The sequence below is a fragment of the Streptomyces sp. NBC_00162 genome (assembly GCF_024611995.1).
In the GTDB taxonomy this organism is placed as follows: Bacteria; Actinomycetota; Actinomycetes; order Streptomycetales; family Streptomycetaceae; genus Streptomyces.
In genome coordinates this window covers 6,568,883-6,588,776 of the sequence record NZ_CP102509.1, presented here as the reverse complement: position 1 = coordinate 6,588,776, position 19,894 = coordinate 6,568,883, and the positions used below count along the sequence as shown (strand labels likewise).

17 protein-coding genes are annotated in these 19,894 nt (G+C 73.4%); 6 read left to right on the top strand and 11 right to left on the bottom strand.

Annotated elements, in window-relative coordinates:
- Nucleotides 1-52: 52 nt before the first annotated feature.
- From JIW86_RS30525 to JIW86_RS30490, 8 genes are all read right to left on the bottom strand, one after another.
- Nucleotides 53-1,132 (bottom strand): Zn-dependent alcohol dehydrogenase, encoded by a 1,080-nt coding sequence (locus JIW86_RS30525; RefSeq protein WP_257556988.1) that lies wholly within the window; start codon nucleotides 1,130-1,132, stop codon nucleotides 53-55.
- 17 nt (nucleotides 1,133-1,149) lie between these two features.
- Entirely contained in the window at nucleotides 1,150-2,562 is a 1,413-nt protein-coding gene (locus tag JIW86_RS30520; protein ID WP_257556987.1) for an aldehyde dehydrogenase family protein, read from the bottom strand.
- Nucleotides 2,563-2,660: 98 nt separating this feature from the next.
- The gene (locus JIW86_RS30515) at nucleotides 2,661-4,148 is read right to left on the bottom strand and encodes a CitMHS family transporter (protein ID WP_257556985.1); all 1,488 of its coding nucleotides are present in this window, start codon (nucleotides 4,146-4,148) and stop codon (nucleotides 2,661-2,663) included.
- Between the two features lie 73 nt (nucleotides 4,149-4,221).
- Nucleotides 4,222-6,531 carry a molybdopterin oxidoreductase family protein gene (locus JIW86_RS30510; RefSeq protein ID WP_257556984.1) on the bottom strand — a complete coding sequence of 770 codons (2,310 nt, stop codon included), beginning with the start codon at nucleotides 6,529-6,531 and terminating at the stop codon, nucleotides 4,222-4,224.
- A gap of 196 nt (nucleotides 6,532-6,727) precedes the next feature.
- On the bottom strand, nucleotides 6,728-7,348 hold the full coding sequence (locus tag JIW86_RS30505) for a TetR/AcrR family transcriptional regulator (protein WP_257559500.1): 621 nt from the start codon (nucleotides 7,346-7,348) through the stop codon (nucleotides 6,728-6,730).
- Between the two features lie 34 nt (nucleotides 7,349-7,382).
- Nucleotides 7,383-8,714, bottom strand: coding sequence for a hypothetical protein (locus tag JIW86_RS30500; RefSeq protein ID WP_416237696.1), 1,332 nt, complete (start codon nucleotides 8,712-8,714; stop codon nucleotides 7,383-7,385).
- A 154-nt stretch (nucleotides 8,715-8,868) separates the two neighbouring features.
- Nucleotides 8,869-9,699 (bottom strand): cupredoxin domain-containing protein, encoded by an 831-nt coding sequence (locus JIW86_RS30495; protein WP_257556981.1) that lies wholly within the window; start codon nucleotides 9,697-9,699, stop codon nucleotides 8,869-8,871.
- Nucleotides 9,696-11,861 carry a right-handed parallel beta-helix repeat-containing protein gene (locus JIW86_RS30490; RefSeq protein WP_257556980.1) on the bottom strand — a complete coding sequence of 722 codons (2,166 nt, stop codon included), beginning with the start codon at nucleotides 11,859-11,861 and terminating at the stop codon, nucleotides 9,696-9,698. Before JIW86_RS30490 ends, JIW86_RS30495 begins: the two co-directional genes overlap by 4 nt.
- A 157-nt stretch (nucleotides 11,862-12,018) precedes the next feature.
- Between JIW86_RS30490 and hmgA the strand changes: the two genes are divergently transcribed.
- On the top strand, nucleotides 12,019-13,350 hold the full coding sequence (gene hmgA / locus JIW86_RS30485) for a homogentisate 1,2-dioxygenase (RefSeq protein ID WP_257556979.1): 1,332 nt from the start codon (nucleotides 12,019-12,021) through the stop codon (nucleotides 13,348-13,350).
- Nucleotides 13,351-13,422: 72 nt separating this feature from the next.
- The gene (locus tag JIW86_RS30480) at nucleotides 13,423-14,172 is read left to right on the top strand and encodes a GntR family transcriptional regulator (protein WP_257556978.1); all 750 of its coding nucleotides are present in this window, start codon (nucleotides 13,423-13,425) and stop codon (nucleotides 14,170-14,172) included.
- 46 nt (nucleotides 14,173-14,218) lie between these two features.
- On the opposite strand, the gene JIW86_RS30475 is transcribed toward JIW86_RS30480, so the two are convergent.
- The gene (locus JIW86_RS30475) at nucleotides 14,219-14,383 is read right to left on the bottom strand and encodes a hypothetical protein (protein ID WP_215147259.1); all 165 of its coding nucleotides are present in this window, start codon (nucleotides 14,381-14,383) and stop codon (nucleotides 14,219-14,221) included.
- Between the two features lie 148 nt (nucleotides 14,384-14,531).
- Between JIW86_RS30475 and JIW86_RS30470 the strand changes: the two genes are divergently transcribed.
- Complete coding sequence (locus tag JIW86_RS30470; protein ID WP_257559499.1) at nucleotides 14,532-15,656, top strand: type ISP restriction/modification enzyme; 1,125 nt, start codon at nucleotides 14,532-14,534, stop codon at nucleotides 15,654-15,656.
- A gap of 45 nt (nucleotides 15,657-15,701) precedes the next feature.
- Here the strand turns inward: JIW86_RS30470 and JIW86_RS30465 are convergent, their stop codons facing one another.
- On the bottom strand, nucleotides 15,702-16,427 hold the full coding sequence (locus JIW86_RS30465) for a TetR/AcrR family transcriptional regulator (protein WP_215147261.1): 726 nt from the start codon (nucleotides 16,425-16,427) through the stop codon (nucleotides 15,702-15,704).
- Nucleotides 16,428-16,500: 73 nt separating this feature from the next.
- Between JIW86_RS30465 and JIW86_RS30460 the strand changes: the two genes are divergently transcribed.
- The 3 genes from JIW86_RS30460 to JIW86_RS30450 are packed head-to-tail and all read left to right on the top strand — an operon-like array spanning nucleotide 16,501 to nucleotide 19,527.
- Nucleotides 16,501-17,469 carry an ATP-binding cassette domain-containing protein gene (locus JIW86_RS30460; RefSeq protein ID WP_257556976.1) on the top strand — a complete coding sequence of 323 codons (969 nt, stop codon included), beginning with the start codon at nucleotides 16,501-16,503 and terminating at the stop codon, nucleotides 17,467-17,469.
- Nucleotides 17,466-18,257, top strand: coding sequence for an ABC transporter permease (locus JIW86_RS30455; protein ID WP_257556975.1), 792 nt, complete (start codon nucleotides 17,466-17,468; stop codon nucleotides 18,255-18,257). The genes JIW86_RS30460 and JIW86_RS30455 overlap by 4 nt, the downstream gene beginning before the upstream one ends.
- A gap of 52 nt (nucleotides 18,258-18,309) precedes the next feature.
- The gene (locus tag JIW86_RS30450; protein WP_257556974.1) at nucleotides 18,310-19,527 is read left to right on the top strand and encodes a CaiB/BaiF CoA transferase family protein; all 1,218 of its coding nucleotides are present in this window, start codon (nucleotides 18,310-18,312) and stop codon (nucleotides 19,525-19,527) included.
- 56 nt (nucleotides 19,528-19,583) lie between these two features.
- Here the strand turns inward: JIW86_RS30450 and JIW86_RS30445 are convergent, their stop codons facing one another.
- Nucleotides 19,584-19,853, bottom strand: a complete 270-nt coding sequence (locus tag JIW86_RS30445; RefSeq protein WP_215147268.1) for a hypothetical protein — start codon at nucleotides 19,851-19,853, stop codon at nucleotides 19,584-19,586.
- Between the last annotated feature and the right edge of the window lie 41 nt (nucleotides 19,854-19,894).

The following is a 19,894-nucleotide window of genomic DNA, read 5'->3' as shown; positions in this document are numbered from 1 at the left end:
TGACGGCCCGGCCGACTGAGGTCGGCCGGGCCGGCGGCGACGCGGACAGGCCCTAGAAGACGACCAGGGAGCGGCCGCCCTTGCCCGCCAGCATGGCGTCGAAGGCGGCCGGGATGCCGTCGAGGGTGATGCGGTCGGTGACGAGGGCGCCGAGGTCGAGGCGGCCCGCGCGGACGTGTTCGGCGATGACCGGGAGGTCGCGGGCGGGGTCGCTGTTGCCGTAGACGCAGCCGGTGAGGGTGCGGGCGAAGTGGAAGATCTCCAGCGCGTGGAAGGTGACCTGCTGGTCCTTTCCGCCGATGCCGACGACCGTGGTGCGGCCGCCGCGGCGGGTGGATTCCCAGGCTCCGCGGATGGTCTCCGCCCGGCCGACGCACTCCACGGCGACGTCCGCGCCCTGGCCGCCGGTCAGCGCGCGCATCTGCTTGGCGGTGGTGTCGGAGGCGAGCACGAAGTCGGTGGCTCCCGCCGCCCGCGCCAGTTCCTCCTTGGCCGGGGAGACGTCGACGGCGACGATGGGGCCCGCCTGGGCGATCCGGGCCGCCTGGAGGGCGGCCAGGCCGACCCCGCCGACGCCGAACACGGCCACCGACTCGCCCGGGCGGACCTGGGCGCTGTGATGGACGGCGCCGTAGCCGGTGAGGACCGCGCAGCCGAGCAGGGCGGCCTCGGCGAGCGGTATACCGGCGGGCGCGGGCAGCACGCAGTTGGCCGCGACGACGGTCTCCTCGGCGAACGCGGCCACGTTCAGCCCCGGGTGCAGCTCGGTGCCCTGCGCGTCGTGCGCGTAGACGGCTCCGACGCCCGTGAGCGCGTTGGCGCAGAGCCAGACCTCGCCTATGGAGCAGTGGTGGCACTCCCCGCAGGACGGGGCCCAGTTGAGCACCACCCCGTCGCCGGGGGCGACGTGGGCCACGCCCTCCCCGACGGCGAGGACCGTACCCGCGCCCTCGTGGCCGAGGACGGCGGGGACGGGCACCCGCATGGTGCCGTTGGTGAGGGAGAGGTCGGAGTGGCAGACCCCGGCTGCGGTGAGCCTGACCCGGACCTGCCCGGGGCCGGGATCGGGCAGCACGATCTCCCGTATCTCGAGCGGGGCTCCGACGGCGGGCAGGATGGCGGCGCGGACCATGGTCGTCGTCTCCGTGTTCAGAACTGCAGGGACTTGGTCTGGAGGTACTCCGCCAGGCCGTGCGGCCCCAGTTCGCGGCCGACGCCCGACTGCTTGTAGCCGCCGAAGGGCGCGAGCACGTTGAAGCGGCCGCCGTTGATGTCCACCTGTCCGGTGTCCATGCGGCGGGCGAAGGCCACGGCCGTCTCCTCGTCCGCGGCCCAGACCGCGCCGCCCAGGCCGTAGACGGTTCCGTTGGCGATGCGCAGCGCGTCCTCCTCGTCCTCGTAGGGGAGGATCGACAGCACGGGGCCGAAGATCTCCTCCTGGGCGATGGTCATCTCGGGCGTGACGTCGGCGAACACGGTCGGGGCGACGAAGTACCCCCGCTCGTGCGGTGCGTCGGGGCCGCCGGCGACGAGGCGCGCGCCTTCCTCGACGCCCTTGGCGATGTATCCGCGCACGCGCTCGTGCTGCTTGGCGTTGACGACCGGGCCCAGGCGGGTGGCCGGGTCGGTGGGGTCGCCGCTGGGGTACGTGGCGACGGCGGCGGCCGCGAGCGAGACGGCCTCCTCGTACTGGTCCCGGTGGACGAGCATGCGGGTGAGCGCGTTGCAGCTCTGGCCGGTGTTGTTCATGACGTGGCCCACGCCGGTGGCGACGGCCTTGGCCAGGTCGGCCCCGGGCAGGATGACATTGGCCGATTTTCCGCCCAGCTCGAGGGCGACCCGCTTGACGGCGGCGCCGGCCGTGGCGCCGATCTGCTTGCCGACAGCGGTCGAGCCGGTGAAGGAGACGAGGTCGACTCCCTCGTGCGCGGCCAGGGCCTGCCCGGCGACCGGACCGGTTCCGGTCACCAGGTTGAAGACTCCGGCCGGGATGCCCGCCTCGTGCACGGCTTCGGCGAAGAGCTGTGCGGTCAGCGGGGTGTCCTCGGCCGGCTTGAGGACGAGGGTGCAGCCGGCGGCGAGAGCGGGTGCCACCTTTGCAACGACTTGGTGCAGCGGGTAGTTCCAGGGCGTGATGGCCCCGACCACACCGATCGGCTCGAGCAGCACGGTGGAGTTGCCGAGCCGCTCCTCGAAGGCGTACGAGGCCCCGAGCTCGGCGTAGGAGGAGGCCACGGCGATCGGCGCCCCGACCTGGACCATCTCCGAGAAGCCCAGCGGGGAGCCGAGTTCGGCGGTGATGGTCTGGGCGATCTCGCCCTTGCGGGCGAGCAGCACGTCCCGGAGCGCGCCGATCAGGGCTGCCCGCTCGGCCGGAGCCGTGGCGGCCCAGCCGGGAAGGGCCGCGCGGGCGGCTCGTACGGCAGCGTCCACGTCGTCGGCGCTGCCGGCCGGGACCTCGGCGATGACCTGCTCGTCGGCCGGGTTGACGACCTCGATCCGGTCGCGTCCGGCGGCGGGCCGCCAGGCACCGCCGATGTACATCCCGTCGTGGGCCTTCATGGCATTCCTCCCGAGCACGCACCAGCGTGTAGACCTGACCTCGCGGACACCCTACAAACTAGCGTCGGTAGTTTTCGGCGCGCCAGGCGCGGCCGGGATCAGATGATGCCGAAAAGCATCCCCGCCGCGAGGACCACGAGGGAGGTCAGAGCCGCCCATTTCACGGTGAAGCGGGTGTGGTCGCCGAACTCGACCTTGGCCATGCCGACGAGGACGTAGACGGCCGGAACCAGCGGGCTCGACATGTGCAGGGCCTGCCCGACCAGGGAGGCGCGGGCGATCTCGAGCGGGGAGACCCCGTGGGCGGCGCCGGCCTCGGCGAGGACGGGGAGCACGCCGAAGTAGAAGCCGTCGTTGGACATGAAGTAGGTCAGGGGCAGGCTGAGCAGGCCGGTGACCAGCGCCATGTGGGGGCCCATGCCCTCGGGGATGGCGCCGACGAGCCAGTCGGCCATGTGCTTGACCATGCCGGTGCCGGAGAGGACGCCTGTGAAGACGGCGGCGGCGAAGACCATGCCGGCGACGTTGAGGACGTTGTCGGCGTGGGCGGCGATCCGCGCCTTCTGGTCGGGCATGTGCGGGAAGTTGACGGTGAGGGCGAGGGCGGCGCCGAGCAGGAACAGCACCGGGATGGGCAGCAGTTCCATGATCATCGCGGTGAGCAGGGCGATGGTGAGACCGGCGTTGAACCAGTACAGGCGCGGACGCAGCGTGGCGCGGTGGGGATCGAGGCCCTGGAATCCGTCCTCGGAGGCGGCGGCGCCGGCCGGGGCGGCCGGGCCGGCGGGCCCGGACCCGCCGGTGGCGGTGGCCGGCGTACCGGCGGGGCCTGCCGGAGCTGCCGGGCCTGCGGGGCCTGCGGCGGAGGTGCCCGTGCCGGCGGCGACCAGCGCGGACTCGGTCTCCGGGGCGTGCTCGATGACGGTGGCCGTGCCGGTGGCGGTGGCGGCGTCGTCCTCGGGCATGACCAGGAGGCCGACCCGGCGGCGCTCCTTCACGCCGAGGACGTACGCCAGGACGAACACGCAGACCAGACCCATCGCGAGGGCGGGGATCATCGGGACGAAGATGTCGCCGGCGTCGAGCTTGAGGGCGGTGGCGGCGCGGGCCGTGGGGCCGCCCCAGGGCAGGGTGTTCATGACGCCGTTGGCGGTGGCCGCGACGCCCGTCATGACCACCAGGCTCAGCCCGAGCCGCTTGTACAGCGGGTACATCGCCGAGACGGTGATCATGAAGGTGGTCGATCCGTCTCCGTCGAGCGAGACGATCGCGGCGAGGACGGCGGTGCCGACGACCACGCGCATCGGGTCTGCCTTGCAGAAGCGCAGGATGCCGCGCACGATCGGGTCGAAGAGGCCGACGTCGATCATCACGCCGAAGTAGACGATGGCGAACATCAGCATGGCGGCGGTCGGCGCGAGTTTGCCGACGCCGTCGATGACGTAGTCGCCGAGATGGGCGCCCTTTCCTGCGAACACGCAGAAGAGCGCGGGGATGAGGACGAGCGCCGCGATGGGCGACATTTTCTTCAGCATGATCAGAACCAGGAAGGTCGCGATCATGGCGAAACCGAGGATGGTCAGCATGGTGGGAACGTAGGTGCCTCCTCCTTGCGCCAACAAGACGTCAACGCGTGAGCAATACGAGCAAAACCCCAGCTCAGGGCAGGGGCGTGAGCGCGACGGGGAAGCCGTTGAGCACGGCCGTGCCCGACAGCGGGTCGAGCCGGGTGCCGTCGAGCAGCTGGTTGACGTTGGCGCCGGGTGTGGCGGAGGCCACCGAGAGCCGAGCCCCCGCGCGGTCGTGGCCCCAGCCGTGCGGGAGGCTCACGACTCCGGTGCGCAGGGTGTCGGTGACCTCCACGGGAACCTCCAGGCTGCCGCCGTCGGCGGTGATCCTGGCCCGGCCTCCGTCGGTGAGCCCCAGCCGGTCCGCGTCCTGCGGGTGGACCTGGAGGGTGCACCGGTTGGAACCTCCGGTGAGGGCCGGGACGTTGTGCAACCAGCTGTTGTTGGACCGCAGATGGCGGCGGCCCACGAGCACCAGGGCGGCGGGGCGGTCGGCGAGCGTCGCGCGCAGCCTGGGGAGCTCGGCCGCGATCGGGTCCGGGAGCAGCTCGATCCTGCCGCTGCGGGTCTTCAGCACGCCCGGGAGCCGGGGCCGCAGCGGGCCCAGGTCGATGCCGTGCGGGTGCGCGCGCAGCCGCTCCAGGCTCAGCCCGTCCACGGCGGTACCGGCAGCGGTGCCGACAGCTGTGTCGGCGGCGGTGGTGGCAGTTGTGTCGGCGGCGGCAGCGGTCTCGGCAGCGGCGACGCCGAAGCGGTCTCCGTACGGCCCGATGCGGAGCATCAGGTCGAGCCGCCGCTCGGGGCCGCTCTCCCCGGTGAGCAGGCCCGCGAGGCGGGCCGGGTCCTGCCCGTGCAGCGGGGAGTGCGCAGCGGCGGTCTCCTTGGCCAGGGCGGACCCGATGGCCAGTTCGTCGACACCGGTCGGATCGGCGGATCCGTGCAGGCCGGAGACGGCGAGGATCAGCCGCGCATGGATCTCGCACTCGTCCATCCGCCCCTCCTCCAGCGCGATGGCGGCGCGCGAGTAGCGGGCCTGGTTGCGTACGGCGAACCCGTTGAACGCGAAGTCGAAGTGCGCGCTCTGGGAGGGCGGCGGCGGGGGCAGCACGACGTGGGCGTGGCGTGAGGTCTCGTTCAGGTAGGGGTCGACGGAGACCATGAAGTCGAGGCCGGCCAGCGCCCGGTCGAGCCGGTCGCCGTCGGGTGCGGACAGGACGGGGTTGGCGGCGATGGCGAGCAGCACCCGGATCCGCCCGTCGCCCGGGGTCTCGATCTCCTCCGCGAGGGCGGCGATGGGGAGTTCGCCCTTGGCCTCGGGGTGACCGCTGACCCGGCTCGCCCAGCGGCCGAGGGCGAACCCCTTGCCGGGACCGGCGGGCCGGGGCGCGGGGGCCGTCGCGGAGAGCGGGAAGAGGGCCCCGCCGGGCCGGTCGAGGTTGCCGGTGAGGATGTTCAGTACGTCGACCAGCCAGCTGGCGAGCGTGCCGTACTCGACGGTGCAGCTGCCGATCCGTGCGTAGACGGCAGCGGTGGGGGCGGCCGCGAGATCGCGGGCGAGGGTGCGGATCTCGGCAGCCGGGAGGTCGCAGGCGGGTGCTACGGCCTCAGGAGTGAAACTCCCGAGCGCGGCGGCGAGTTCCCCGAGTCCGTCGGTGTGTTCCTCCAGCGTGCCGGGGGCCGCGAGCTTCTCCTCGATCAGCGTGTGCGCGAGGGCGGCGAGCAGCAGCGCGTCACTGCCGGGGCGCGGCGCGAGGTGGCGGTCGGCGAGCTTGGCGGTGCGGGTGCGGCGGGGGTCGACGACGACCAGGGTGCCGCCGCGGGCACGCAGGGCCTTGAGCCGCCCCGGGAAGTCGGGGGCGGTGCACAGGGAGCCGTTGGACTCGACCGGGTTGGCACCGAGGAGGAGCAGGAAGTCGGTGCGGTCGAGGTCGGGGACGGGGATGGCGAAGGGGTCACCGAAGAGCAGCCCGCTGGAGACGTGTTTGGGCATCTGGTCGAGCGTGCTGGCGGTGAAGATGTTGCTGGTCCCGAGGGCCTTGAGGAGCAGGGGCGGGTACAGCGCGCCGGCCATGGTGTGGACGTTCGGGTTGCCGAGGACGACACCGACCGCCTGGGGCCCGTACTCCCGGACGAGGGCGGGGACGGCGGCGGCGATGGTGTCGAAGGCCTCCTCCCAGGTCGCCTCCTGGAGCCGGCCGCCCCGTCGGACGAGGGGGGTGCGCAGCCGGTCGGGGTCGGAGTCGAGTGCTCCGAAGGCGGCGCCCTTGGGGCAGATGAAACCGCGGCTGAAGACGTCCTCGCGGTCGCCGCGAGCGCCGGTGACGGCGGCGCCCGCGATGGTGAGGGTGAGGCCGCAGGTGGCTTCGCACAAGGGGCAGATGCGCAGGGCGGTGCGGGGCATGGGCCCTCCAGGGACGGCAGGCTGCGGCACGGGCACGCGGGCGCACCCGAGCATACCGACCGGTAGGGACGGAGGGGAGGGGTCTGCGGGCGCCAGTCGGCGCGACGGGCGGCGAGGTCGGGTGGGAACGTCGAGGGTCGAGCGGGTACGGGGCCGGGGACCGCGACGGGAACGGGGCCGGGGCTGGGACCGGGGGTCAGTCCAGCACGCGGGCCAGGTAGGCGTGCATCATCGCCCGGGTCTCGGCGACGATGCCGGGATCGCCTGCCGGGTCGGACCGGAAGGCCAGTTGGATCAGCGCGTCCGTGGCCTCTACGGCGACGAGGACGGCCCGCCGCAGGGTGGCGTCGGGGGTCAGCTCGAGGTGTGCGCAGAGCAGTTCGGTGAGGCGGGCGGCGACCAGGTTGTTGGGGTCGGCCTCCGGACCCTCGGGCGGCGGCGCGGGCACGCCGAAGTCGACGAGGGCGAAGCCGGGAACGCTCCGCTTCATGGCCAGGTACTCGTCCAGTACGGCGTCGACGACGGGCCGCCAGTGGGTGGCGGGGAGGTCGGCGAGGCGGTCCGCGATGCCGTCGGCGTAGCGGTCCAGGTTGCGGTGGGCGAGAGCGATGGCCATGGCCCGCTTGTTGCCGAAGAAGCGGTAGACCGAACCGATCGGCACGCCGGCGCGCAGGGCGACGGCGCGGGTGCTGAGGTTCTCGTACCCGGTCTCGTCGAGCAGTTCGGCGCAGGCGTCGAGGATCCGGGCGAGCCGGTCGGCGCTGCGCTGCTGGATGGGGGTGCGGCGCAGGGAGTGGGCGGGAGGCACGGGGTCCATCATGCCGTTCCTTGCTTCTCTGTCGAGCGGGGGCTCAGTTCAGCAGGAGGCTCAGCCCGCCGATGGTGTACGTGATCATCAGCGCGAGCAGCGGCAGTTGGCCGGCCACGGCCTTCGCGGGCGGGAAGAGGCGTACGGACCGGTCGTGGGCGGCGACGACGCCCAGTACGTGGCCGGTGACGACGGCGATGACCTGGAGGGCGGCGAGTCCGCCCGGGCCCAGGGGCGGAGCGGGTTCGGGGGCGTTGTCAGTGCCGAGTGCCATGCTTACTGTGCGTGGTCCTTCGGTTACCAGAAGGGAGAAGTAGTGGGCGATGAGATAGCCGAGTGCGATCGGTGCGAGTGAGTGCGCGAAGGCGGTCAGCGGGCCGGGGTGCGGGCCGCTGACGAGGCGGGTGGCCGCCGCGCACAGGCAGTACAGGGTGGCGACGAGGGCGACGGAAGCGAGCAGTCCGAGCGTGGCCGTGGGGGTGCGGCCGAGGGGGGAGGTCTGGAGGACGTTGATCCAGGAGGGGTTGTCGGAGAAGCCGTCGTAGGCGGTGGAGCCGAGCAGGACGCAGACGGTGGCGACGAGTCCGGGCCGCTCGGGCGTCGCGTCGAGTCCGTGGAAGGGGTTACGGAGGACCAGGCGACCGTCGCTTCGACGGCCGAGGGGGGAGAGGCGGGCCAGAAGGGCGGAGTACGCCTCGAAGGCGTCCGCGTCGTCGAACCAGCGCTCGCCGAAGCGTGCGGCGAGCAGGAGGTGGGCGGTGGCGTAGGCGGCGATGGCTGTGAGGAGGGTGGTGGTGGATGCGGGATCGGGAGCGACGAGCTCGAGCCAGGTGAAGGCGAACAGCCCGGCGGCCGCGGGCCACTGGCCGAGCCGGGCGGGAAGGGGGCGGCCGGGAGGCCGGTGGTCGGGGTTGCGGGGGTCGGGGTTGCGGTGGCGGAAGGCCCGGTTGAGCAGGCGGTGCAGGGTGCGGAGCGGGTTGAGCAGGCGCCAGACCGGGCCGAGGAGAAGGGAGGCGGGGACGAGTCCGACCCAGAAGAGGACGTAGACGGCGCCGGGAGCGGGGTTGTGCGCGGGGTCGTCGGGACCGAGGAGGAGGTGAAGGAGGACGGCGAGGGCGAGGGCGAGGCCGAGTCCGCGCAGGGCGGTGCGGGTGGCGGGTGCGTCGGCGGCCCGCTGGAGGGCGGCGGGCAGGGCGCGACCTGAGTGGTCGCCGCGGAATCGGGAGGTGGACCAGAGCAGGCCCAGTGCGAGGAACGAGACGAAGAGTGCGGCGAAGGCACCGGCGAAGGCGTAGAAGGGAGAGATGGGCAGATCGTGCTGGGACCCGATCCCGTGCGCGAGCGCGGTGAGCGGATCGGCCGGGTGCAGGACCACGCCCTGGCCGGCGCCGCCACCGCCGGCGCCCGGGGACGGGACCGGCCCGGCGGGGGTCAGCATCGGCCCGCCGGGGGCCGGGCACCCGGGGCCGCCACTCCCCCGGCCGGGGGTGGAGTGGGCAGCGTCGGTGTCAGTGTCAGCGTCGGCGCGGTCATCGGACGAGGAGCTGGGTCAGGACGAGGGCGGACTCGTGGGTCTCGACCTCGAAGAGGCCCGTGCGGTCGACCGTCAGGACCAGGGTGGCCTCCTGACCTGCGGGCAGGGCGAGTTCCTTGTCGTAGCCGTGGACGTGCAGGGTGTCCGCGCGGTCGCTGGTGACGCGCAGGGCGACCCGTTCGCCGCGCCGCAGTTCGGTGCGGGCGGGAGCGGGGCTGACCTTGCCGTCCCGGACGGTGACGGTGACCGTCCGGTCGGCCAGCTCCTGTGGGGTGCCACCGTGGTCGTGGCCGCCGGGCTGGCCCGGGGCGGTGGCGGTGGCGGTGAGCGGGGTCGCGCCCTCGACCGGCCTGCCGGACACCGCCCAGGCGGTGTGGTCGTCGGCGTACAGGCGGACGGTCAGGGTGTGCGCGCCCTCGGGGACCTGCGCGGCGGGCAGGTGGAACCAGGGGCCGTACAGCCGGGCCAGCTTGCGGCCGTCGAGCTCCAGGTGGGCGTGGCCCGCGCCCGGGAGGGCGGCGCCGCCGGCGCTGTCGGGGGTGAAGCGGAAGTTCTTCACCGCAAGTTGGAGGTTCCAGCCGTCCTCCGAGTCCGGGCGGGCGGTGAGCCGTACCTCAGGCGCGCCCTCGGCCGGGACCTCGCGGAGCCGGTGGCCGGAGCCGTCGTCGGTGGTGAGCAGGGTGCCCGTGTTCCCGGAGGCCTGCTCGTGGCTGGTGCCGGGCTTGTGGTGGGTGGTGGCCCGCCCGCCGCAGCCCGTCGCCGCTGCGCAGGCGAGCAGCAGGGCCAGGGCGAGCAGGGCCGCGGTGCGGGCGGGCCGGTCGGTCACGGCCGGCCTCCCGGGGTCGGGGCGGCCGACTCCGGGCCCGCGGCGGGCGGGGGTTCGGGGGCTTCCGCGCCGAGGGCCGGGGAGGGGCCGGCCGGTACCGGGGCACGGTCGCCCGCGGGGTCGCCGCCGGGGCCGGAGGGCCGGACCGGGGCTTCCGGGCGGGCCGAGGCGACCACCGCCCACAGGACCCAGACCACGGCGAGCAGCGCCCTCACCCAGGCGGGGCTCAGCGGGGTCCAGGGGATCAACAGGACGGCCTTGTCGAAGGCGTCCAGCAGGGTCAGTCCGGCCAGCAGCAGGGTCAGGCGGGCCAGCCAGGGGCGGGTCGGGCGCAGGGCCAGCCCGGCTCCGGTCCACCACATTCCGAGGAGGAGGAGAGCCAGTGCCGGAACGAAGGTGGCGACCAGCCCTGCCGTGGAGCCGGCCACGTCCAGGGCGAGGCCCGCCAGGCCCAGCAGCGAGGCCGCCGTGCCCAGGCGGGAGCCGCGCAGCCGGCGCCACCACAGCACGCCGCCGACCAGGAGCAGGACGCCCGCCACGGCGAGCGCGATCTGGGTCTCCACCCGTTCCAGACCGCGGGCGCCGTACCAGTCGCAGCCGGCCGGGAGTTTGCGCGCCTGAACGCTGTAGTCCGCGCAGACGAGCAGCTGGACCAGCTTCACCGGTTCGCCGACCAGGCGGGCGGAGGCGCCGGTGACGTCTCCGCGGGCGTCCCCGCACTGTGGCACGGTGCCCGGGGTGGAGCCGTCGGGGCCGTTCTGCCAGCAGTTGCCGCGGCCCTGGCCGTCCCACCACACGTCCATGCCGTTGGGGCGGGCGGCGCCGGACTTGTCCTTGCCCAGGGTGTTCCCGGCGTACCGGTTGTGGTGGGAGGTGTCGGTCTGCTTCGACCACTTCTCCTCGCCGCGGATGAAGGCGGGGACCGCGCTGAGGAAGAAGCCCGCGCGCTGGTGCCCGTACACCCAGTTGTCCTCGTAGATGTTCCAGTTGCCGCCCGCGGTGATGATGCCGGTGCCCGGCGGCATGGAGATCTGCGGGCAGACGACGCCGCGTTCGTAGCCGCGCTCGACGGGCGGCTTGGCGCAGGTGCCGTCGGCCACGTACCGGTAGTAGTCCTGGTTGTTGTCGTGGATCAGGTTCCGCTCGAACTTGGCGTGGTTCTGCGGGAGTCCGGGGTGGCCGGGGAAGGCGCTGTCCATCGAGGCGCCGCCCATGTTCTGGTCGAACTCGTTGTCGTGCACCCACACCGAGTCGCCCGCGGTTCCGGAGTAGCCGACCATGTTGTGGTGGCTGCGGCAGCCGGTGATCTCGATGGAGTAGCGGGGCACTTCGTAGCCGCGGCCGTCGTTGATGTTGGAGGCGCTGCCGGGGTAGATGCCGGAGTCCCCGTTGCCGTACGACTCGCAGTTCTTGTAGAGCCCGTGGTCGCTGGCGAAGGTGAGGAAGCCGTATTCGTCGTTCCACCGGGTCAGCACGTCGTCGATGACGAACCCGTCGCCCGCCAGCACGTACAGCGAGTTGAAGGTGGTGCGCTGGGCGGTGAAGTTGCGGAAATAGATGCCGTTGGACTTGTCGGCCCGGATGCCGTTCAGCTTCTGGTACTTGGCGTCGATCACCACGTCGAGGCGTGAGGCCCCGGTGCCCTCGATCTGGAGGTTCGTCTTGCCGAGGATGGCGACGAGGTTCTGGTTGTGGCGGCAGGCCGCCTGCTGCTCGTAGCTGAGGATCTGGTAGCCGAGCGAGGAGTCCGGTGCCTTCAGCGCGGCGCACTCCCCCGCGGGCTTCCCGAGCGAGGGCTCCTCCTCGTAGAGGCCGGGCAGGATCGCGATGTTCATCCCGGGCCGGTCGACGGCGTCGACGGCCTCCTGGAGGTGGCGGTAGCCGCTCTTCTCGCACCGCTCGTACAGGGCGAGGTTGCGCTGTCTGAGCTCCTCAGGAAAGGCGGATATCCGGCGTTCGAAGTCGGGCCGCCCGGTCTTGCAGACCAGGAGGTCGGGCTCGGCCTTCCGGTACTCGGGTACGGAGCCGGAGCCGTCCGGGAGGGTGACGGGGCGCTCCTCGTGCGCGCGGGCGGCGGGCGCGGCGGCGAGGAGGGACAGGAGGGCAAGGAGGGCGGCGAGGAGCGCCGCCGGCACGGCAGGGAACCTGCGGGTCCACGACATGCGCGTGAGAGTAGAGCAATGTTCATCTTTTGGGAGCCCCCTCTGCGCGAATCCGTCCCGCCGGGAAGCGCCCGCTCCGCCAACGGCACCGTTGACGTGCGGGCCGCGGAATCCTACTGTCGACCATAGGATTCCTTCGACGGAGCGGGAGCAGCACATGAGCGAGCAGGCCAGGAAGACGGCGGAGGGGCTGGAGTACCTCACCGGCTTCGGCAACGAGCACGGCTCGGAGGCCGTCCCCGGCGCCCTGCCGCTCGGCCGGAACTCGCCCCAGCGCGCACCCCTGGGCCTCTACGCCGAGCAGCTCAGCGGTTCCGCCTTCACCGAGCCGCGCACCCACAACCGCCGCTCGTGGCTGTACCGGATCCGCCCCTCGGCCGCGCACCCGCCCTTCACCCGGATCGACAACGGGTCCCTGCGCACCGGACCCTTCACCGAGGCCCCGGCTGACCCGAACCGGCTCCGCTGGAACCCGCTGCCCGACCCGGCCCCCGGCACCGACTTCCTGGCCGGCCTGTGGACCCTCGGCGGCAACGGCGACGCGACCCAGCGCACCGGCATGGCCATCCACCTCTACGCCGCCAACTCCCCGATGACCGACCGGGTGTTCAGCAGCTCCGACGGCGAGCTGCTGATCGTCCCCGAGCGCGGCGGACTGCTGCTGCGCACCGAACTCGGCCTGCTCGCCGCCCGACCGGGCGAGGTCGCCCTGATCCCGCGCGGCGTCCGCTTCCGCGTGGAACTCCTGGACACGGACGGCGCCCCCGCCCGGGGCTACGTCTGCGAGAACTACGGCCAGCCCTTCGAGCTGCCGAACCTGGGCCCGATCGGGGCCAACGGCCTCGCCTCGGCGCGGGACTTCCGGGCCCCGGTGGCCGCGTACGAGACCCCCGACCTCCTCGACCGCCCGACCGAGGTGGTCAACAAGTTCTGCGGCAACCTCTGGTCGGCCACCTACGACCACTCGCCGCTCGACGTCGTGGCCTGGCACGGCACCCACGTCCCGTACGTCTACGACCTGCGCCGCTTCAACGTCCTGGGCTCGATCAGCTACGACCACCCCGATCCGTCGATCTTCACGGTGCTGACCTCGCCCTCCGACACCCCGGGGCTGGCGGGCGTGGACTTCGTGGTCTTCGCCCCGCGCTGGCTGGTCGGCGAGGACACCTTCCGCCCGCCGTACTTCCACCGCAACGTGATGAGCGAGTACATGGGCCTGATCGAGGGCGCCTACGACGCCAAGGCCGAAGGGTTCGTACCGGGCGGCGGCTCGCTGCACAACATGATGTCCGCGCACGGCCCGGACCGGGAGACCTTCGACCGGGCCAGCGCCGCCGAGCTGAAGCCGCAGAAGATCGACGACGGCCTGGCCTTCATGTTCGAGACCCGCTGGCCGATCACCGCCACCGCCCAGGCGGCCGGCGCGGATCACCTCCAGCGCGGCTACGACGACGTGTGGCAGGGCCTGCAGCGCCACTTCCGCGCCTGACCTGCACTGCATACCCTGCGTACCTCGCCTGCGCCGCGCAGCACCGCCGTCCAGCCGTACGGAGAACCACCCGTGACCGCCTTCGCCCCCGACTCGCTGATCCTGAACCGGAAACTGCCCCTCTGGTACCAGGTGTCACAGTCGCTGCGCGCCTCGATACTCGGGCGCACCCCCGACGCCTCGTTGCGCCTGCCCACGGAGGAGCAGCTCGCCGAGCACTACGGGGTGAGCGTGCTGACCATGCGGCAGGCGCTCAAGGAGCTGGAGGGCGAGGGCCTGATCAGCCGGCACCGGCGGCGCGGCACCTTCATCGAGCCGGGCGCGCGGCGCGGCTCCCCGGTGCGGCTGCTGGGCTCGGTCGACGCGATCGTGGCCCAGCAATCGGGCGACCTGACGACGATTCTCGGCCACGGGCGCACGGCGGTGTCCGGGGAGCTGCTGGAGCACTTCCCGGACACGCCCGAGGTGGTCACCTACCGCCGGCTGCGCCGCGACCGCGAGAGCGGCGAGCCCACCAACTGGGCGGAGAACGCGGTCCTTCCGGAGTTCGCCGAGGCGGTGGAGCTCGCCGATCTCGAACGGTGGCCCATGACCAAGGTCCTGCGGGACGTCGTCGGGGTGCGCATCAGCCGGATCACCGACACGGTGGAGGCGCGGCTCGCCGACCCGGAGACGGCCGAGCTGCTCCAGGTTCCGCTGCTCAGCCCGATCCTGCACTACACGGGCGTGACCTACGACGAGGACGGCCGGGTGGTGGACGTGGCGCGCATCCGCTACCGCGGCGACCGGTTCTCCTTCACGGTCACGGTCGACGCGCACTGACCCGCGCCCGGGCCCACTCCCGTACTACCCCTCGACTACTTCTCGACTACTTCTCGTCGTCTTCCTTGGCACGCTCACCCTCCGCCTGCGACGGCGTGGTCCGCATCGTGTCGGGGTGGTGCCGCTGCTTGCGCTGGGCATCGTCCATGTCCTCGTCGAGCCGCTCGCCCTCGGCCTGCGAAGGAGTCGAGTATTCGTCGTACTGACTCATGACCGTCTCCTCGGTCGATACGGTACGTATGCGTACATAAGGAGCGTAGCGCTTCGGCCTGGACACAGCCCGGCCGCCGGATCCCGTCGCTACCATCGGCGGCGTGAGCGCTGACACCCCGCTGCCGGACCTGCTGCTGGACGATCTGATGCCCTGGGCCGTGGGCGGCCTGCGCCTGGGCCGGGACTGGGTGGCCGCGCCCGATCCGGCGGCCCTGCGCGCCCGCTGGGCGGCCCTGACCAGCGCCGAAGGAGCGGAACGGGACCGGCTGTTCCGCCCGAGCCGCAGCCGTACGCCTGCCGCCGGGGCCGCCGCCCTGCCCGGCCAGCGCTCGGCGGCGACCGCCCGTTTCACCGATGAGCCCGGCCCCTGCCCCGACCCCGTACGGGTGCTCCGCGAGCCCTTCGACGAGCAGTGGCTGCTGCCCGACCAGCGGCTCATCGACACGGCCCGCCCCGAGCTCTGGCGGGTCCTGGACGAGCATCAGCTGTTCCTCGTGGAGACGCCGGACGCGCTGGTCACCGCGCACCTCCCGGCCGGCCGGCTCGGCCGGATCCGCCCGCTGCACCGGCGCCCCGGCGGCGCCGAGCCCAATCTCGCCCCCGGCCTGCTGCCGCTGCTGGGCGAGCGCTACGGCGGCTGGGTCACCCCCGAGGACGTACTGTGCTGGATCCTCGCGGCGGGCCGCCCGGGGCCGCGGGGGTACGAGGTTCCCCTCGCAGCCGATCCCGCGCGCTGGAGGGCCGGGCTGGCGCTGGGGCACCGGCTGCTCACGGTCCAGCTGCGCGGGGCCCGCGGGGGCGAGCCGCCGCGGCTGCCCGGCGGGCGCCGTCCGTACGTCCGCTCGGCGGTCACGGCATGGCCGCACGAGGTCGCGTACGACGCCGCGAGCGAGACGCTGGGCCTCGGCGGCGGGACCGTGTCCCCCGTACCGCCCGGTGCGTGGGAGTACGAGGTCCAGGGCGTGCGGGTGCTGGAGGCGTGGTTCGCCGCCCGCAGCGCGCACCGCGACCCGGCCGCCGACGGGCTGGAGGCGCTGGGTCCGGCCGAGTGGCCCCAGGCCTGGACCTCGGAGCTGCTGGCCCTGGTCACGACCTTGGCGCTGCTGGCCGATCTGGCCCCGGAGCGGGCCGCGTTCGAGCCCGGCCCCGGGCTGTCCGCGGGCGAACTGCGCGCGGCCGGGGTGCTGCCGCCGCCGCGCTGGGCCAGGCGCCCGGCCTCGGTCCTGGACCACCAGGAGGAGGGCCCGGGCGGCCAGTTCGCGCTCCTCTGAACGGCCTCCGTGAACGGCCTCCGTGAACGGCCTCCGTGAACGGCCTTACGGACTCCAGGCACCCAGCAGCCGCGACACCGAACGGTCGAAGACGGCGGCCATGTCCAGCCCCGCACCGGGGACGGGGCCGCCGCCCGTGAGGGCCGCCGCCAGCCGCGGGTACTGCCCCGTGGCCAGCCGGGAGCCGAGCCAGGCCGCCCGTACGCCCTGTTCCTCCGCCTCGCTCCAGGGCAGCGACCGGGCCCGCTCGGCCAGCGCCAGTTCGCCCGCCACGTACGTCGCGACGGTGCCGTTGATCGCGGCGACGAGCTCGAGCTTCTCGGTGTCCGGCACGTCCAGCGGCGCCAGGCAGTCCAGGCTGTACTCCAGGTAGCGCAGGGCGTTCGGGCCGAAGCCGTAGACGGGGCTGAGCAGCCGCGGCAGCCACGCGTGGCGGTGCATCAGCGCCCGCGTCTGGCGGGCCAGCGCGAGCAGGTCGGCCCGCCAGTCGCCGGTCGGCGGGGTGAACTCGTACTCCCCGCTGACCGCGTCGACCATCAGCTCGTACAGGTCCTCCTTGCGCGGCACGTAGTTGTAGAGGGACATGGTCCCCGCGCCGATCCCGGCGGCCACGCGCCGCATGGAAACGGCCTCGATGCCCTCCTCGTCGGCGATCCGCACCGCCTCGGCGGCGATCGACTCGCGGCTGTGCGCGGGCCTCGGTCCACGGCCGGCCCGCTGGGGGCGGGACCAGATCACTTCGGGTTCAGCGGGTCGCCCGCCGGCTGTCATCGCTCAGATCACCTCGTCGTCTCGCCACCATCTTAGTTACGTACACCGTACGTAGTGAGGTACGGTGTCGCACATGACGACTACGTACGCTGTACTTAGTGAGGGTTTGGAGAAGAACTACGGGCAGGTCCACGCCCTGCGCGGCCTCGACCTCGCCGTGCCCGAGGGCACGGTCTGCGGTCTCCTCGGCCCCAACGGCGCGGGCAAGACCACCGCCGTCCGGATCCTCACCACCCTCACCGCACCCACCGGCGGCCGCGCCCTCGTGGCCGGCCACGACGTCACCCGCGACCCCGCGGCCGTCCGCCGCGCCATCGGGGTCACCGGCCAGTACGCCTCCGTCGACGGGGACCTGACGGGCCGCGAGAACCTGCGGCTCTTCGCCCGCCTCGCCGGACTGCGCGGCTCCGCGGGCCGCGAGCGCGCCGGCGAACTACTGGAGCGCTTCGGGCTCGGCGAGGCCGCCGACCGGGTCGCAGGCACCTGGTCGGGCGGCATGAAGCGGCGCCTGGACCTGGCGGCCGGACTGATCACCCGCCCCCGCGTGCTCTTCCTCGACGAGCCGACCACCGGCCTCGACCCGGCGGCGCGCGAGCAGATCTGGGCCGCGGTACGGGCGCTCGCCGCCGAGGGGACCACCGTGCTGCTGACCACCCAGTACCTGGAGGAGGCCGACCGGCTGGCCGACGACATCGTGGTCGTCGACCAGGGCCGGGCGGTCGCCACGGGCACCCCGGCGGAGCTGAAGGCCCGGATCGGCGCCTACGCCGAGGTCACCGTCGCCGCGCGCGAGGCCCTCCCCGGCGCCGCCGCCGTACTGGACCAGCTCACCGGCGGCCGGCCGGTGCTCGACGGGGAACGGCTGACCGTCGGCGTCACCGTGCTCGACACCGGGCTCACCCTGCCCCGGATCATCCGCGAGCTCGACACGGCCGGGGTCCCGGTCACCGACGCGAGCCTGCGTCCGCCCACCCTCGACGAGGTGTTCCTGCGCCTCACCCGGATCCCCACGCCCACCGCCCAGAAGGAGCACGCCGCATGAGCAACCTGCTGTCCGACGGCGGAGCCGTTCTCACCCGCCAGCTCCAGAAGGCCCGGCACGCCCCCGCGCTGCCGATCCTCACCCAGACCATGCCGATCACCATGCTGCTGTTCTTCGGCTACGTCTTCGGCAGCGCGCTCGCCATGCCGGGCGCCGAGTACCGCGAGTTCCTGGTCCCCGGACTGCTCGCCGCGACCGCCGCGAACGGGCTGATGACCGGCATGTTCACCGCCGCGCAGGACGCCCACCGCGGGGTGATGGACCGGTTCCGGACGCTGCCGATGAGCCGCGGCGCCGTGCCGCTCGGGCAGACCGCCGCCGATCTGCTCACCACCGCTGTCTCCATGGTGCCGCTGATGCTGGTGGGGCTGGCGATGGGCTGGCGCATCGAGAACGGCCTGCCGGGCGCGCTGGGGGCCTTCGGCCTGCTGCTGCTGTTCCGCTTCGCCACCGCGTGGGTCGGGACGTACCTCGGGCTGCTGAGCAAGAGCGAGGAGGCGGCCGGCCAGCTCGGCGGCGCCACCTTCGTCCTGCCGATGCTGTCCAGCGCGTACCTGCCGACCGCCGGGCTCCCCGCGTGGCTCCGTACGGTCGCCGAGTGGAACCCGATCAGCGCCGTCGCGACCGCCGTGCGCGAGCTGTGCGGCAACGCCGGGGCCGAGGCGGCGGCGGGTGCCGCCTGGCCCGCCGCCCACCCGGTCGCAGGGGCCGTCGCGTGGTCGCTCGTCCTCCTCGCGCTCTTCGCGCCGCTGGCCACCCGCCGGTTCGCGCGCGGCCTCGCACCCTGAGGTCCGGGAGGGGGGTGACAGGACAGGGCGGAACGGGATAGGCATCGGTGCCATGGACACCGAAAGCGCCGCGCCCGCACCCGAGCCCCTCCCCCTCGCCGGCATCACCGTCGTCGCCGTCGAACAGGCCGTCTCGGCCCCCTTCGCCACCCGCCAGCTCGCCGACCTCGGCGCCCGGGTGATCAAGGTCGAGCGCCCCGACGGCGGCGACTTCGCGCGCGCCTACGACACCACCGCGCACGGCCTCGCCTCGCACTTCGTGTGGGCCAACCGCGGCAAGGAGTCGCTCGCGCTCGACCTGAAGGACCCGCGCGGCCGGGAGATCCTGCACTCCCTGCTGACCGGCGCCGACGTCTTCGTACAGAACCTCGCGCAGGGGGCGGCGGCCCGGCTCGGGCTCGACTCGGCCGCGCTGTGCGCGCGTTACCCGCGGCTGGTCGCCGTGGACGTCTCCGGCTACGGCGCCGAGGGTCCGTACGCCCACAAGCGCGCCTACGACATGCTCGTGCAGTGCGAGGCGGGCCTGGTCTCGGTGACCGGCACCCCCGAGCAGCCCGTCAAGGCGGGGATCCCGGCAGCGGACATCGCCGCGGCCATGTACGCCTTCTCGGGGGTGCTCGCGGCCCTGCTGCGCCGCGGTGTCACCGGGCGCGGAGGCAGGGTGGAGGTGTCCATGCTGGACGCGCTCGCCGAGTGGATGGGGCATCCGCTGCACCACACCATGCACGGCGGCGAGCAGCCCGTACGGACCGGTCTCGCGCACGCGGTGATCGCGCCCTACGACGCCTACGCCACGGCCGACGGGGACCGGGTGCTGCTGTCGGTGCAGAACGACCGGGAGTGGCGGCGCCTCGCGCAACAGGTGCTGGAGCGGCCTGAGTTGGCCGAGGATCCGGGGTACGCGACGAACGCGGCGCGCACCGGCAACCGGGAGAAGACCGACGCGGTGGTGGCGCAGGCCCTGGGCCGGCTGGGCGCGGACGAGGCGATCGGTCGGCTGGAGGCGGCGGGCATCGCCTGCGCGCGGCTGAACTCGGTGGCCCAGCTGGCCGCCCACCCGCAGCTCGCGGCCCGGGACCGCTGGCGGGAGGTGGGATCACCGGCCGGTCCGCTGCGGGCCCTGCTCCCGCCGATCGGACTGCCGGGCGGCGCGGCACCGCACATGGGTGCGGTGCCCGCGCTGGGTGAACACACCGAGACCCTGCTGCGCGCCCTGGGGATGACGGACGCGCAGATCTCGGAACTGCGCCGGGAAGGTGTGGTGGCGTAGGGCCGGGGAGCCGGAGACGGAACCGAGCCGGAGGAAGGGCTGCGGTACGGGGACTGTTACGAGCGGCGGCTGCCGAAGAGCGTGCGACGCAGACGGCGCAGCGGCGCGAAGAGCGCGACGCGCGCGCTCCGGCTCCGCAGGCGGTGCGTGTGGTCGCGGGAGGTGAGCTCGCGCATCAGCAGGGTCGCCTCGGCGCTCTCCCGGTGCGGGACGGCAGGTCCGCCCAGCACGGCGAGATGGCGGTCGAGGCGCGAGCTGGTCGCGCTGCTGCCGCAAGTGATGGCAGGCACGCGAGGCGGCCTGCTGCGCATTGCTATCTGTTCCATGTTCTCTCCCCACCCGTACGAGGGCACCCGGCCCGGGCAGG